This window comes from Gordonia bronchialis DSM 43247 (genome assembly GCF_000024785.1).
Lineage (GTDB): Bacteria > Actinomycetota > Actinomycetes > Mycobacteriales > Mycobacteriaceae > Gordonia > Gordonia bronchialis.
Map to the genome: position 1 here is coordinate 4,533,287 of NC_013441.1, position 15,351 is coordinate 4,548,637.

The window sequence follows — 15,351 nt, forward strand, 5'->3', positions numbered from 1 at the left end:
TTTCATTCTCCCTTGAGACGAACCCTCCGGAAACACCGGGACGGATCACTGCGTGGTGTCCCGACCAGTATTCCAACCCCGACAACGTGACCGGTTACAGCTCGTTGGGTGTGGAGTTGATCGCGCAGCTGCGACATATCGATGTGCTGGTGTGCTCGGTGGGCACCGGTGGGCACTCAGCCGGTGTGGCTCATACTCTGCGGCAGTTCAACCCTGAGCTGGAGGTTGTGGGCGTAGACACCATTGGCTCGACGATTTTCGGCCAGCCGGCACAGTCACGGATTATGCGGGGACTCGGCTCGAGTATCTACCCCCGCAACGTTGCCTATGACCAGTTCAGTGAGGTGCACTGGGTGGCGCCGGCCGAGGCAGTCTGGGCATGTCGCACCCTGGCCGCCACGCATTACGCCACCGGCGGCTGGAGCGTGGGCGCGGTGGCCCTGGTCTCGGGCTGGCTGGCGCGTACTCGTTCGGCCGATACGCGCATCGCGGCGGTGTTCCCCGATGGCCCCGCTCGCTACTACTGAACCATTTACAACGATGAGTACTGCCGCGCTCACGACCTGATCGGCGCCCCGGCGCCGCCCACTGAACCCCGCACCATCAGCGATCCGCTCACTCAGGTCGCGAGCAGCTGGACGCGGTGCCCTACCATCATCGACCCCACTTGCGTGCCGCACGCCGAGCCCACGAGCTGATCTATGCGACGCCTCTACCGCAGTTTCCGCAGCTTCGATCGCCCCAGCCAAGTGCTGATGGTCAATCAGTTCACCATCAATCTCGGCTTCTACATGCTCATGCCCTACCTCGCCGCCTACCTCGCCGGCCCGCTGGCCCTGGCCGCATGGGCAGTGGGCCTGGTCCTGGGGATACGCAACTTCTCCCAACAGGGCATGTTCCTGATCGGGGGAACACTCGCTGACCGCTGGGGTTACAAACCGCTCATCATCGCCGGATGCCTGATGAGGGTCATCGGATTCGTCCTACTGGCCCTGGTCAGTTCGCTGCCGGCGATCCTGATCGCCTCGGCGGCAACGGGATTCGCCGGGGCGCTGTTCAACCCCGCCGTACGGGCCTACCTGGCCGGCGACGCCGGTGAGCGCCGCATCGAAGCATTCGCCGTGTTCAACGTGTTCTACCAGGCCGGGATCCTGCTCGGGCCGCTGGTCGGACTAGCCCTGACCGCCCTGGACTTCCGGCTCACCTCTCTCTGTGCGGCAGCAGTTTTCGCGGTCCTGACCCTCGTGCAGATCAAAGCGCTACCCGCAACAACACCTGCCCCGAGCAGCACCTCAATCATTCAGGACTGGCGCAGCGTCGTCCGTAACCGGCGATTCCTGCTCTTCGCTGCGGCGATGGCCAGCTCTTACGTGCTGTCCTTCCAGATCTACCTCGCCCTGCCCCTACATGCCGACCGCATAGCAGACAACCCCACCCTCGCCACCAGTGTTGTCACCGCAATGTTCGTGGTGACCGGTCTGGTGGCCATCGCCGGCCAGCTACGCATCACCACATGGTTCGGCAACCGCTGGGGCAGCACCGGCAGCCTGAGCGTGGGAATGACGCTGATGGCTGCAGCTTTCCTGCCCCTAGTCGCCAGCACCGCAACGCATCAGCGCAACATCGCCCTCAACATCGCCGCCCTGCTACTCACCGCAGCTCTGCTCGCCGCCGCCACCGCAGCAGTGTTCCCATTCGAAATGGACACGGTGGTGGGACTGGCCCGCGGCACGCTTGTCGCCACCCACTACGGGCTCTACAACACCATCGTCGGGATCGGGATTCTGCTCGGCAACGCCGCGACCGGGTGGCTGTTCAGCGCGGCCACCACCCGCGACATGCCCGAACTGGTGTGGATCGCTCTAGTCCTCACCGGCATGGCGGCGGCGTCTGCCCTGTTGCTGTTGCACCGCCGCGGATGGCTCAGTGTCGCCGCCCCCACCGAAGCTCAGCCCACCACAACCCATTGATTACCCTAGGGGGGTAAGGTATAACGGTGGTGTGGCGAGACGCCACAGCGACAGGCCCCCTGAGGGTCGTTGGCACCACTGCTGTACCGAAAGGGCACATCTCATGAGCACATCGACAGTGATCGTCTCCGGAATGACGTGTGGGCACTGCGCGGCGTCGGTGCGTGAAGAAGTCGGCGCACTGGCCGGCGTAACTGACGTCGACGTCGACGTGGCCAGCGGGCGAGTCACCATCTCTAGCTCGGCCCCGATCGAGGCCGACGCGATCCGCGGCGCGATCGAAGAGGCCGGCTACCACCTGGCGCAGTAGCCGACGAGGGGCTGAAGTGTCTGCCCCACTGGCGACTTCAGCCTCTCCCGGGCGGCGTGGGTGTCGCCACCACCGATGACAGGAATCCAGCGATGAATGTTCCAACCAAGCTCGGCGTCTTCGCCGCGGCCCTGCTGATAGTTTTCGCTGCGGCGTACGCCATCGCCGCTGGTGTCGCTCCCGACAGGGCGTCGACCTCCCCGGCTGAGTCCGCCCATGCCGATCACAATGCTGCACCACAGTCGCGAACATCCGCCTCGTCTCCGGGGGCCGATCAGGTTCGCGGAGTTTCGATGGCAGCAGCCGGCTTCATCCTGGGGAATGTGGTGGCACCCCATGCGTCCGGGGTGCAGGCACCGCTGAGCTTTGAGATCCTCGACGCCGCCGGGGCCGCGGTCACCGACTTCGCCACCGAGCACGACAAGCAGCTGCACCTGATCGTCGTCCGCGCGGATGGCACCCACTTCCGACACGTGCACCCCACTCTCTCGCCCGAAGGGCGCTGGACGCTGCCCTGGCAGTGGGCGACGGGAGGCAGCTACCGGATCTACGCCGACTTCGTGCCCGCCGCCACCGGCCAACCCCTCACCCTCACCAGCACCGTCGAAGTCAGCGGTGACTACCAGCCGGCCCCACCCGCCGCCGAATCACGACAGTCATCCGTCGACGGGTTCGACATCGGGCTGGCCGGTCATCTGCGCGCGGGCGTCGAGTCCGAACTGACCGTCACCGTGCGCCGAGCAGGACAACCGGTCACCACCCTGCAGCCGTATCTGGGCGCTTTCGGTCACTTGGTGGCCCTGCGACAGGGTGACCTGGCCTACCTGCATGTTCACCCTGAGGGCGCGGCACCGACTGCCGGTCAACTCGCGGGACCACAGGTCCGCTTCGCCACCACCGCCCCCACCCCGGGCCGCTATCTGCTCTACCTCGACTTCCAGGTCCAGGGCGCTGTGCATACCGCCACCTTCGTTCTCGACGTCCCCACCGGCGCCCCGGCCCCGACACCTGACTCCACGGCCCCCTCGGCCGATCCGCACGCCGGACACTAACTCGCTGACCAGCGCCACCCGGGGCACTGCGCCGAGGCATTCACCCAACGAGGAACCCCCCCATGACCACCTCAGCTCCGATCCACCCACCTGCGGCCACCGCCGAGCAGACAGGCGCCGTCGATATCGAACTCGCCGTGTCGGGCATGACGTGTGCATCGTGCGCGGCACGCATCGAACGCACACTGAACAAACTCGACGGAGTGAGCGCCTCGGTGAACTACGCCACCGAAAAAGCTCACGTCAGCGCACCCGCCGGTGTCGACCCACACCTGCTGATCGAGACCATCGAACAGGCCGGATACCACGCTGCGCTGCCCGCCACTCCCACCAAAGGTGCCGCCCCCGACGATGACCCTTCGGACGACGACGGGGAGCTCGTGGCCTTGCGTCACCGACTGATCGGTGCGGTGGTTCTCTCGGTACCGGTGATCGCGCTGGCAATGGTCCCGGCGTTGCAGTTCACCTACTGGCAGTGGGCGTCGTTGACGTTGGCCGCGCCAGTGATCGTGTGGGCGGCATGGCCGTTTCATCGCGCCGCGTTGCTCAACCTGCGCCACGGTGCGGCCACCATGGACACCCTCATCTCGGTCGGCACCACCGCGGCGCTGTTGTGGTCGTTGTATGCGTTGTTCTTCGGCACCGCCGGACAACCAGGCATGACCCACGGATTCACCCTGACGGTCAGCGCTTCTGACGGTGCAGGCAACATCTACCTTGAGGTAGCCGCGGGGGTCACGATGTTCGTCCTGGCCGGCCGATACTTCGAGAAGCGGTCCAAACGGCGCGCCGGTGCGGCGTTGCGGGCCTTGTTGGAGCTGGGCGCCAAAGACGTCACAGTGATCAGGGACGGCCACCAGCATCGGATCCCGATCGGCGAGCTCGCCATTGACGACGAGTTCAATGTGCGCCCCGGCGAGAAGATCGCCAGCGACGGTGTGGTGGTGTCCGGCACCTCGGCAGTCGATGCCAGCATGGTCACCGGCGAGTCGATGCCAGTCCAGGTCGCCCCCGCCGACACCGTGACCGGCGGAACGGTCAACGCCGGCGGGCACCTGCGGGTGCGGGCGACCCGCGTGGGAGCGGACACCCAACTCGCGCAAATGGCCGCGATGGTCGAACGCGCCCAGACCGGCAAAGCCCACGCCCAGCGACTGGCCGACCGGATCTCAAGTGTCTTCGTGCCGGTGGTCATCGCCGTCGCCATCGCTGTCCTCGGCGCGTGGATCGGCGCCGGCTATCCCCTGCAAGCGGCGTTCACCGCCGCGGTCGCTGTGCTGATCATCGCCTGCCCCTGCGCTCTGGGACTGGCCACCCCGACCGCACTTCTGGTCGGTACCGGCCGCGGAGCCCAACTCGGCATCGTGATCAAAGGCCCCGAAGTCCTGGAATCCACCCGAACCGTCGACACCGTTGTCCTCGACAAAACCGGCACGGTCACCACGGGACAGATGACACTCGTCCAGGTCACCACTGCTCCCTCCACCACTCGCGAAGACGTGCTCGCCCTCGCGGGGGCGGTGGAGAATGCCTCCGAGCACCCCGTCGCGGCCGCCATCGCTGCTGGTGCAGCCGCCGAAGTCGGGCCGCTCGACGAGGTCGACGACTTCCGCAACTTCGAAGGTCGAGGCGTGCGCGGTCTGGTCCAGGGACGTGTGGTCACCGTCGGGCGTCCGACGCTGCTGGCCGAACACGGCATCGCCGTGGATGACCCTCACCTCAACGAGGCGCAGACCGCCGCCGAAGAAGCCGGACAGACCGCCGTACTCGTCGCCTGGGACGGCCGCGCCCATGCGGTCCTGGCGGTCGCCGATGCGATCAAACCCACCAGCGCACACGCCATCGCCCGGCTCGCCGCACTGGGTATGACGCCCATCCTGTTGACCGGCGACAACCAGACCGTCGCCGATGCCGTGGCCGCTGAGGTCGGTATCGACACCGTCATCGCTAACGTCTTGCCGGCCGACAAAGCCGCCGTCATCACCGACCTGCAATCCGACGGCAAGGTTGTGGCCATGATCGGCGACGGCGTCAACGACGCCGCTGCCCTGGCCCACGCCGATCTCGGGCTGGCGATGGGCACCGGCACCGACGCCGCCATGCATGCCGCTGACATCACCCTGGTCCGCGGCGACCTCAACGCTGCCGCCGACGCGATCGCCTTGGCACGCACCACTCTGAAAACGATCAAAATGAACCTGTTCTGGGCATTCGCCTACAACGTCGCCGCGATACCGCTGGCCGCGCTGGGACTGCTCAACCCCATGCTGGCTGGGGCCGCCATGGCGTTGTCCAGCGTGTTCGTCGTCAGCAACAGCCTGCGGCTGCGCGCCTTCACCAGCCCGCCCCACTCATCGTCCACAGTTCCACCCACCAACCCCTCGACGTATACCCCCCAGGGGTATAAGGTAGCGGCATGAACGAGCACTCTTCCCCTGAGCACGTCGGTCACGACGCCGCCGATGAACGCCACCACGGCCAACTCGCCGCAGCGTCACACAACCACCACGATCACCATGCTGAGCGCGCCCGCGCAGACCATGATCACGCTGGGCATGGGGGGCATGGTGATCACGTCGGGCAGTTCCGGCGGCTGTTCTGGATCATGCTGGCCCTGGCTGTGCCGGTCGTGGCCTTTTCGCCCATGTTCGCGATGCTCATCGGCTATGACCTACCCGATGGTGAGGTGTTGAAGTGGGTCTCACCGGTGCTGGGTACGGTGATGTACTGCTGGGGTGGGCGGCCGTTCCTGGTAGGCGCCTATTCAGAACTGCGGTCGCGTGCACCGGGAATGATGCTGTTGATCGCCTTGGCGATCACGGTGGCCTTCGTGGCGTCCTGGGGTGCGAGCATCGGTGTGTTGCACCACGAACTGGACTTCTGGTGGGAACTGGCGCTGCTCATCGTGATCATGCTGTTGGGGCATTGGATCGAGATGCGGTCGCTGGCCCAGACGACCTCGGCCCTGGACTCGCTGGCCGCGCTGCTGCCCGATGAGGCCGAACGCGTCGATGGCGACCAGATCACCACGGTTGCTCCCAGTGAGCTGCAGGTCGGAGATGTGGTGATCGTGCGCCCGGGGGCCAGCGTGCCGGCCGACGGTCGCGTCGTAGACGGCTCGGCCGAGCTCGATGAATCCATGGTCACCGGAGAATCGCGCACGGTGCGCCGCGGCATCGGCGATCAGGTGGTGGCCGGCACGGTGGCCACCGACTCGGGGCTGCGGGTCCAGATCACCGCCACCGGCGATGACACGGCGCTGGCCGGGATTCAGCGCCTGGTGGCAGACGCGCAGAACTCCACCTCCCGCGCCCAGCGGCTGGCCGATTCCGCTGCAGCGCTGCTGTTCTGGTTCGCGCTCGGCTCAGCGATCATCACGGCCATCGTGTGGACGGTCATCGGCCAACCCGACCAGGCGGTGATTCGAACCATCACCGTGCTGGTCATCGCCTGCCCGCACGCACTCGGCTTGGCTATCCCCCTGGTGGTGGCCATTGCCACCGAACGCGCCGCCCGCGGCGGCGTGCTGGTTAAAGACCGGTTGGCACTTGAGGCCATGCGCACTGTGGATGCGGTGCTGTTCGACAAGACCGGAACCCTGACCAAGGGTGAGCCCACGGTCATCGAGATCGCGGCCGCCGACGGCGTCGATGAGGACACCGTGCTCGCCCTGGCCGCCAGCGCCGAAGCCGACAGTGAGCACCCGTTGGCGCGAGCGATTGTCGCAGCTGCCGGAGACCGCGCGCGGCCGGTGCCGGCGGCCACCGACTTCACCTCGTCACCGGCGGTCGGTGTGACCGCTCGCGTCGAGGGCGCCACAGTGCGGGTGGGCGGGCCCCGCATGCTCGAGGAACAGGGCCATCAGGAACTGGCCATCGCTGATCGCTGGCGCGCCGACGGCGCAATCATCCTGCATGTCACCCGCGACACTGAGCTGATTGGAGCTCTCAAACTTGCTGATGAGGTGCGCGGGGAATCCCGCCAAGCCGTCGAGGTGCTGCACGCCCGCGGGGTCGAGGTTGTGATGATTACCGGCGACGCCGAAGCAGTGGCGCACACCGTCGCTCACGACCTCGGTATCGATCGGGTGTTCGCCGGTGTACGGCCGGAAGACAAAGCCAGCAAGGTGGCCGAACTGCAGCACGAAGGCCGCAAGGTGGCGATGGTGGGCGACGGCGTCAACGACGCCCCCGCCCTGGCCCAGGCCGATGTGGGCATCGCGATCGGGGCCGGCACCGACGTCGCGATCGCCTCGGCCGGGGTCATCCTCGCCAGCGACGACCCCCGCTCGGTGCTGTCGGTCATCGAGCTGTCGGACGCCAGCTACCGAAAAATGAAGCAGAACCTGTGGTGGGCAGCGGGATACAACCTGATCTCTGTACCGCTGGCCGCCGGAATTCTCGCGCCCATCGGGTTCGTCCTGCCGATGTCGGTCGGAGCGATTCTGATGTCAGCCTCGACGGTCGTGGTCGCACTCAACGCGCAACTGTTACGCCGACTCGACCTGCAGCCAGGCGCGAGTACAGTGCGTGGACTGCAGCACAACCGACCGAGATCCATTGAGAAGGTGAGTCCATGACCGCTGCGTCCGCACCGGGACAATCCTCCACCCCGGAAGAATCCTCTGCCTCGGAACACTCTTCCCACGGTTACATCAGCGATAAGGGCAAATACCTGGCCCGCCTCAAGCGCATCGAGGGGCAATCCCGAGGTATCTATCGGATGGTCGACGAGGAGCAGTACTGCATCGACATCCTGACCCAGATTTCGGCGCTGACCAAGGCGCTGGAGGGGGTCGCGCTGGGTTTGCTCGACGACCATCTCACCCACTGTGTGCTCGATGCCGCCCACGCCGGCGGGGACGAGGCGCAGGAGAAGATCGCTGAAGCCTCGGCGGCCATCGCTCGCCTCGTTCGTTCCTGAGCCACCCACCACGCCGGGTTCGTCACAGGCGTGGTTCGCCGACCCGCTGCGGCACCACCGGCCCCGGCGCGCGGGCGTCTGCATCAGCGGCCATCGCCAGAACCACCCCGCGATCGGCCAGCCACTGTGCCGGATCGACGTTGACTCCCGTCGGGTCGAGAACCTCGAAATGCAGATGCGGGCCGGTCGAGACCCCACGGTTGCCCACTGTGGCGATCGATTGGCCCATCCGTACTCGCGCGCCCTGCTCGAGCAGATTCTCGTCGTTGTGGCCGTAGGTGGTGATCGTGCCGTCATCGTGCCGGATCCGCATCCACAACCCGAACCCCTCGGCAGGTCCGGAGGTGATGACCTCCCCGTCAGCTACCGCGACAATGGGCGCGCCCAGATCATTGCCGATATCAATGCCCTGATGGCCCCGTCCGTCACCGAAGGTGGACGTGATCTCGCCCGCAGTCGGCGCCACCGCACCGCCACTACCGGGCAGCAGCGGTGTCGGCGTTCCGGGTTCCTGCGGCTGGGGGCCATGCGGCTCGTTCGGATCGTGCGGCACGATTGCGGCGATCAGGGTGGCTACCAGCCGAGCCAGCGGTAACGCGTCGATGATCCGGAACCCGTCTATCGGATCAATGAGCGAAAACGTGCCGAAGCACTGCAGTGCGGCTGCACTGCCCGCATCGCCGACGCTGCCCGACTGGGCCTGAGCGCCCAGGCAGGACGCCGTCTGCGTGATCGGCTTCCCCAAATTCGCCGCCGCGGCACCACCCAAAGCGGCCTTCACCGAGTCCTGCACGATCGCGATCAGCTCCCCGGCCACATGTCCATCGGTCGAGGCCGCCGCCGGTGCGGTGGCAATCACAGGCGCAACGCCCACGCACACCGCCGCTGCCACCCCCAGCGCTTTGGGGCCCCACTGCTGCCCCGCCTTGACCCGTAGCGATGTCAACACCATCTGCATGCGGTCGGACCTTTCCCGCGGACGTCGTAGACCCACGCACGAGTGCCATGCGTGTACCCGCGAGATCACACCACAAGTCACTTGTGCCCCACCAGTCACACGCGGCTCCACTACGAAGCGAACTAATCAGGCATTAGCGGCTTTGTTTGCGCAGTTCACCGCCCGTTTTGTGGGTGCCGGGCAGGCGACTAACTACTATCGGTGTTAGTAGAATTGTTATCGAAGCGCCGCCGGGCGGTGGCGAAGTATCACTCTTGAGGAGGAGATCGATGAGAGTCACACGAACCGGTGTCGTCGTTGCTGCCGCGGCGGCTGTTCTGACAGTGGTGGCCGCGTGTTCGGACACCTCGACTGAGGATCATTCCTCGATGTCGGGGATGGGTACCAGCACGGTCAGTACCGAATCGTCAGCGGCGGCCTCTGCCGAACACAACAGCGCGGACATCTCGTTCGCCCAGCAGATGATCCCGCACCACACCCAGGCGATCATGATGAGCGACATCCTGTTGGAGAAGGACAACATCAACCCCCAGGTCGTCAGTCTGGCCCAGCAGATCAAAGACGCTCAGCAGCCTGAGATCGAGCAGATGCAGTCGTGGCTGAAGCAATGGGGAGCCCCACTCGAGGGCCAGGGACACAACATGGACATGGGTACGTCGATGGCGCCGGGTTCCTCCCCGATGCCGTCGATGATGGGCATGATGTCGCCAGAACAGATGCAGCAGCTACGCCACGCGCAAGGAGCCGAGGCGTCGCGCCTGTTCCTGACGCAGATGATCGAACACCATCGCGGCGCCATCGCCATGGCCAAGACCGAGATTCAAGACGGCCAATCGCCCGAGGCGATCGCTCTGGCACGTCAGATCGTCACTGATCAGGAGAGCGAAATTGCGAGGATGCAGCAGCTTCTCAACAACCCCTAGCGGTCGGACCTGCCCGGGTCGGTCTCGGCTACACACACATCGCGATCACCATCGCCGAGACGACACCGGACACCGCTAGCGTGGTCGGCACCGCCACCACACCAGCCACCGCCGCGGCAGCACCCACATGATGACGTCGCGACCGGCACCGGTGACCGGAGTCCAAGCGGCTCAACCGAGGCCCCACCGACGACGAATCGCTGATCGACAACACACCCACCGGGCCCGCTACAGGTCCCGAACGGGCCAACGTTCCCAACGCCGAGCAGACCGCCCGCGCACCCACCAGCTGGGCCGCGCGGGCATCGGCGGCTTGCTCGACCAAGCCGGCGACCTCACGGCCCGCGCGGCTGAACAACGGAATCAGCGGGAACGCACGCCCGAGAGCGCGGGCCGCCAACACCACGGTGTGATGACGTTGCCGCCGGTGTGCGCGCTCATGAGCAACGACGGCATCGAGTTCCTCACCGGACAACGCCGCCTGCAACCCGGTCGTGGCGGCAATGCCGGCATCCTTGCCCGGCAGACAAAACGCCATCGGCCGCCCGTCGGCGAGCCACCACACATCGGGATAGCGCTCACTGCGGGCGCCCACCAACCGCAACGACTGAAGATACTCCTCACGAGCAACACGCATCCGCACCGCCGATCGCACCGCGATCGTCACCGCTCGGACAATCGCTGCCACGGTCACCACCGCCAGCACGCCACCAGAGATCGCTTCCACCCGCGGGGATGCGCCGTGTGACAACACCCGCAGACACGACACCACCTCAGACAACGAATGGATGCCGAAATGACCGGGAACCGCCAGCGTCACAACAGCTCCCACCCACAACAACGCAAACACGACCTGCGCGGCCGGCCAGGCCACCAACACCCAACGAGCATCGATACGGCCCTGCACCCGAACCATCCATCGAGGCCACAGCCAGCCCAGCACACCTGCGGCGACAACTAACACCACCGCTGCACTCATGGATGCTCACCCATCGTTCGCCTCGATCCTCGACGCCCGCCGTCGTGCTCGCTGAGACCCACGCTCAATACACCTTCCCGGCGGTCCGCCACCTGCACCACCAGCCAGTATGCCCCAGGGGCTCGTCCGTGACGCCGCAACTCCAGCACCCACCGCGCCGCCAATTACTAGGCCCTATAGTAGTTAGATGACGCGGGTTGACCCAGCCTGCGCGTACTAGTTCGAGGGATGCGCTGTGACCGAGAACCCGAGGGGGACGCACTCGCCCCCGGACGACCACCGTCGTCAGTATCTGCATGCCATGCGCGACGTCTACCGGGCACCCACGCCATACTCGGCCCACCAGTTCTTCCACCGCGCCCATCACCTCAGCGTCACCTCGAACCGACGCCGCCACCTCGCCGCACACATCGGTCTCGTCCGCCACCTCGCTGCGATCGGCGACCTCTCCGGGGCGCGTCACCACCTCGGTACCGTCCTTGCCTCCCTCGTCCTCCAAAGACATTGCGGCCAACAACCTTCGCAGGCTTCCATCCCCATCCAGAAGTCGTGACCACGACCACGACGCCCCAGAGGGCCAGGGTGGCTCTCTACCGACCCTCGATCCCGGTCTCGCCGCCACACCGAGCACACCATCCAGCGCCGCCACCACCGAACACGGCCCTATCCACACGAAAGTCCTAGCCGCTTGCCTGTCTCGAGCCTGTCCATCCGCACTGTTGCGGTCGTAGTCATCGCCACGCTGACTGTGCTGAGCGGTTGTGCCACCCAGGAACAACCCACATCCCCACCCCCGCCGGCAACCTCACCAGAGATAGTCGCAACACTGACCCCAGAACTCGACCACCTCCACGCCCTACACATCCGCGCCGACGGCACCATCCTCGCCGGAACTCACACCGGCGTAGTCGCCCTCACCGCAGACGGAACCACCAGCCGGGTCGGCGCCTCCGACGACGACTTCATGGGACTGACCGGGGTACCCGGCTCTGACCGGCTCTTCGCCTCCGGCCATCCCAGCCCGCGGAGCTCGGCACCCAACCCGCTGGGACTCGTCGCCAGCGAAGATGGCGGGCAGACATGGACACCGAGATCGGTGGCCGGCCAAATCGACTTCCACGCGCTCGCCACCAACGGACAACTACTCGTAGGCTTCGACGGAATCAACCGCCTGCTCGTATCGACCGACGACGGGACAAGCTGGACCACCGGCGCGTCCCTGGCCGCAGCAGCACTCACGATCACCGACCACGGCGTCTGGGCGACCACCCCCGCAGGGCTGCAACACAGCACCGACGACGCCCAGACCTTCACAATCGTCCCCGATGCGCCGGCCCTAGCCCTCCTGGCGGCCGCACCCGATGGCACGCTCTGGGGCATTGACACCGCCAACACCGTCTGGCGCAGCCCAGACGGCACACACTGGGAACAACGCAGCACCATCAGCAGTGTCACCGCGCTGGTCGCCAGAGACGCCGAAACTGCATACGCCGCAAACGGGCAATCGCTATACACGCTCAGCTAACGGACTCGTGGGGAGCAACGAAGGAAGGAGGCGACTGAGATCCGGAAGAGCGTTTAGATCTCGCCCACTCCTCGCGAGAACCGCCTAGGTCGCCCGGGCACCCCCCTCTGTCAGATCGCCTTGGGCGGGGACGGCCATCGAAGGCCCCGCCAATCGACTGTCCTGGTAGCTGCATACTGGTAACACTGCATATTCGTTCGCTCCATATTGCACGGTCCGACCGTCGTCGTCCTCGCCCAGGTGTCAGGGCGGGTGCGATTCTTGCGACGATGGAATCGTGAGCGGACATGGCGACGTAGATCGTGAGCTGGAGGCCTTGGAGCCGATCTTCCACAGACTCCCGCCCCGAGCTGATCGCCGCGCGGTTGAAGCGCTGATCGAGCCGGACTTCTACGAGGTAGGCGCATCCGGCGCGGTGTACACCCGAAGCCACGTTCTCGACGTCGTCGAACAGCGGTATCGCGAGGGTCTAGACCCAGATGATGCCGCTTGGACGGTCACAGACTTCCATTGCCACGCACTCACCGATCGCGTTTATCTCGTCACCTACCGCTTGACGCTGCTGGAGCGAACGTCCCGACGATGCACCCTGTGGGTTCGGCGGGGATCGACATGGAGGGCCGCCTATCACCAGGGGACGATATGTGACCCCGTCGGCGATTGACGGGCAGGGTCGCGAGTGACGATTGGCCTGTTTCATCCGATGAATCATTGATTCATCCAATGCATCACCGGTGCTAACTGTGCTGGTCAGCGAGCTACGGTATTGGGTGCGCTCGGGCAGCACGTGGTCCGACATAGTCCGGAGGGGACCAGCGAGTGGGCTCGAATGTCGCGGTCCGACAGTGATGTTCGTGACTACGACCAGACCACGGACGAGGGACCGGATGCGATGTGCATCTGATGCAATATGCAGGGGTTAAAATGTCGTAAACTAAGTTATCGGCACTTCAAATCGGCTGGGGGAACTAGTAATTCGGGTTCGAGTCGACATAAGTCGCCTGCCGGGCGGAGGTTGAGTTTCCGGGCGGGTCTCCAGATTCTTCCAGAGAGGTTGGGAGACAAAAGTGTCCATAACCCGGCGTCACGCGGGCGGCAGTGTGAGGCGTCGTCGCACTCGGACGCAGGCCATCCGACAGTGGGCCCGCGACAACGGCTACGACGTCTCTGCGCGTGGCCGCACCGCCTGACGGGAAGGTATCACCGGCCCTTCTCGCGTCAAGGGCGCCCGGGGGCGCGCGTATCGGCCCACGCGCACGAGTAGTGCGGCGACCGGCAACCTTATTGCTTGGTCTACCGTGGGCGGTCGTGACCGAACACTCGAGTGGTCGCCGTCGTGCACTCCGTCGAGCGGCGGCACATGCCTTGCTGACCCCGGTCCGTATGGTCGCGCTCGGGTTCGCGGCTGCGATCGTGGTCGGAACAATCCTGCTGATGCTGCCGCTCGCGTCACAGGGTGGAACCGGCCCGGGCCTGGTGGATGCCCTGTTCACCTCCACCTCGGCCACGTGCCTCACCGGCCTCATCGTGGTCGACACCCCCACGTACTGGTCGGGCTTCGGGCAGGGCGTGATTCTGGCGCTCATCCAGATCGGCGGGCTCGGCATCATGACGATGGCCTCGCTGGTCGGCCTCTTGCTCGCCAACCGGATCGGCCTGAAGGCCAAACTCAACACGGTCGCCGAGGCCAAGTCCTCCGGACTGGGCGACGTCCGCTCGGTGGTCTTCGGGGTGGTGCGGGTGAGTCTGGTGTTCGAAGCGGTCACGGCCGCGATCCTGGCCCTCCGATTCGCAATCGGCTACGACGAGAACCCCCTGCGTGCGCTGTGGCTGGGCACCTTCCACTCGATCTCGGCGTTCAACAACGCCGGGTTCGCGCTCTTCAGCGACAACATGATCGGCTTCGCCGAGGACCCATGGATCTGCGTGCCCTTGATGATCGCAGTCATCTGCGGTGGACTCGGATTCCCTGTCCTCTTCGAGATCGGGCGCAGGGTTCGACGGGACCGCACACGTCAGAGGTCGCGCCGGTGGAGCCTGCACACCCGTCTGACCGTCAGCGTGACCGCAATCCTCCTGGCGGCAGGTTTCGGCTCGGTTCTCGCGCTCGAATGGTTCGGCACTCTGCAGCACCACGGCCTCGGTTCGAAACTCCTGATCGCCGCATTCCAGGGCGTGATGCCACGAACCGCCGGCTTCAACAGTGTCGACTATGCCCAGATGGACGACGCGACCCTCCTGGTCACCGACATCTTGATGTTCATCGGCGGCGGCAGCGGGGGCACCGCCGGCGGAATCAAAGTCACGACTTTCGCCATACTGTTGTACGTAATCATCGCCGAGGTCCGGGGTGACAAATCAGTCACGGTGTTCGATCGCCGCATCGAACCGCGACTACAGCGACAGGCTTTGACCGTCTCCGCAATCGGCATCGCCCTCGTCGTCGTACCGACCGTGGTGCTCCTGGCCGGCACCTCCTTCGATCTCAACGTCCTCCTGTTCGAGGTGACCTCCGCCTTTGCCACCGTCGGTCTTTCCACCGGAATCACCGCGGCACTACCGGTATGGGGTCAGCTGATTCTGGTCGCGCTCATGTACCTCGGACGGGTCGGGCCCATCACCCTCGTCAGTGCACTCGCTGCGCGACAGCGCGGCCGTCGCTACGAACTCCCGACAGAAAGGCCGTTCATTGGCTAGGCAGACACCCTCCG

Annotated in this window: 14 protein-coding genes and 1 pseudogene; 13 read left to right on the forward strand and 2 right to left on the reverse strand. The window is 65.6% G+C overall.

Features of this window, described 5'->3' with window-relative positions; genetic code table 11:
• Positions 1-50: 50 nt before the first annotated feature.
• The 7 genes and pseudogenes from GBRO_RS21040 to GBRO_RS21070 all read left to right on the forward strand — a co-directional run.
• Positions 51-698 (forward strand): annotated as a pseudogene (locus tag GBRO_RS21040) (pyridoxal-phosphate dependent enzyme); the annotation flags it as partial.
• Positions 699-701: 3 nt separating this feature from the next.
• A complete protein-coding gene (locus GBRO_RS21045; RefSeq protein WP_012835880.1) occupies positions 702-1,970 on the forward strand; it encodes an MFS transporter in 1,269 nt (422 codons plus the stop codon).
• 103 nt (positions 1,971-2,073) lie between these two features.
• Positions 2,074-2,280 (forward strand): heavy-metal-associated domain-containing protein, encoded by a 207-nt coding sequence (locus tag GBRO_RS21050; RefSeq protein WP_005195294.1) that lies wholly within the window; start codon positions 2,074-2,076, stop codon positions 2,278-2,280.
• Between the two features lie 92 nt (positions 2,281-2,372).
• Complete coding sequence (locus tag GBRO_RS21055) at positions 2,373-3,332, forward strand: hypothetical protein (RefSeq protein WP_012835881.1); 960 nt, start codon at positions 2,373-2,375, stop codon at positions 3,330-3,332.
• A 62-nt stretch (positions 3,333-3,394) separates the two neighbouring features.
• A complete protein-coding gene (locus tag GBRO_RS21060; RefSeq protein WP_012835882.1) occupies positions 3,395-5,752 on the forward strand; it encodes a heavy metal translocating P-type ATPase in 2,358 nt (785 codons plus the stop codon).
• Complete coding sequence (locus tag GBRO_RS21065; protein WP_007239617.1) at positions 5,749-7,911, forward strand: copper-translocating P-type ATPase; 2,163 nt, start codon at positions 5,749-5,751, stop codon at positions 7,909-7,911. The genes GBRO_RS21060 and GBRO_RS21065 overlap by 4 nt, the downstream gene beginning before the upstream one ends.
• Positions 7,908-8,255: a metal-sensitive transcriptional regulator gene (locus GBRO_RS21070; RefSeq protein ID WP_005195356.1), complete on the forward strand. Its 348-nt coding sequence runs from the start codon at positions 7,908-7,910 to the stop codon at positions 8,253-8,255. Before GBRO_RS21065 ends, GBRO_RS21070 begins: the two co-directional genes overlap by 4 nt.
• 22 nt (positions 8,256-8,277) lie before the next feature.
• On the opposite strand, the gene GBRO_RS21075 is transcribed toward GBRO_RS21070, so the two are convergent.
• Positions 8,278-9,213, reverse strand: coding sequence for a M23 family metallopeptidase (locus GBRO_RS21075; RefSeq protein WP_012835883.1), 936 nt, complete (start codon positions 9,211-9,213; stop codon positions 8,278-8,280).
• A 269-nt stretch (positions 9,214-9,482) separates the two neighbouring features.
• Here GBRO_RS21075 and GBRO_RS21080 point away from each other — a divergent pair, with 269 nt between their 5' ends.
• Positions 9,483-10,136 (forward strand): DUF305 domain-containing protein, encoded by a 654-nt coding sequence (locus GBRO_RS21080; protein ID WP_012835884.1) that lies wholly within the window; start codon positions 9,483-9,485, stop codon positions 10,134-10,136.
• A 28-nt stretch (positions 10,137-10,164) separates the two neighbouring features.
• Here GBRO_RS21080 and GBRO_RS21085 read toward each other — a convergent pair whose 3' ends face one another.
• On the reverse strand, positions 10,165-11,115 hold the full coding sequence (locus tag GBRO_RS21085; protein ID WP_012835885.1) for a M56 family metallopeptidase: 951 nt from the start codon (positions 11,113-11,115) through the stop codon (positions 10,165-10,167).
• Positions 11,116-11,350: 235 nt separating this feature from the next.
• Between GBRO_RS21085 and GBRO_RS21090 the strand changes: the two genes are divergently transcribed.
• From GBRO_RS21090 to GBRO_RS21105, 5 genes are all read left to right on the forward strand, one after another.
• A complete protein-coding gene (locus GBRO_RS21090; RefSeq protein WP_012835886.1) occupies positions 11,351-11,668 on the forward strand; it encodes a hypothetical protein in 318 nt (105 codons plus the stop codon).
• A 135-nt stretch (positions 11,669-11,803) separates the two neighbouring features.
• Positions 11,804-12,640, forward strand: coding sequence for a F510_1955 family glycosylhydrolase (locus tag GBRO_RS21095; RefSeq protein ID WP_041920015.1), 837 nt, complete (start codon positions 11,804-11,806; stop codon positions 12,638-12,640).
• 277 nt (positions 12,641-12,917) lie between these two features.
• Positions 12,918-13,304, forward strand: coding sequence for a nuclear transport factor 2 family protein (locus GBRO_RS21100; protein ID WP_052298317.1), 387 nt, complete (start codon positions 12,918-12,920; stop codon positions 13,302-13,304).
• Positions 13,305-13,740: 436 nt separating this feature from the next.
• Positions 13,741-13,830: an Lsr2 family DNA-binding protein gene (locus GBRO_RS27825; RefSeq protein ID WP_440588767.1), complete on the forward strand. Its 90-nt coding sequence runs from the start codon at positions 13,741-13,743 to the stop codon at positions 13,828-13,830.
• Between the two features lie 193 nt (positions 13,831-14,023).
• Positions 14,024-15,337 carry a TrkH family potassium uptake protein gene (locus tag GBRO_RS21105; protein ID WP_052298318.1) on the forward strand — a complete coding sequence of 438 codons (1,314 nt, stop codon included), beginning with the start codon at positions 14,024-14,026 and terminating at the stop codon, positions 15,335-15,337.
• The last annotated feature ends 14 nt before the right edge of the window (positions 15,338-15,351 follow it).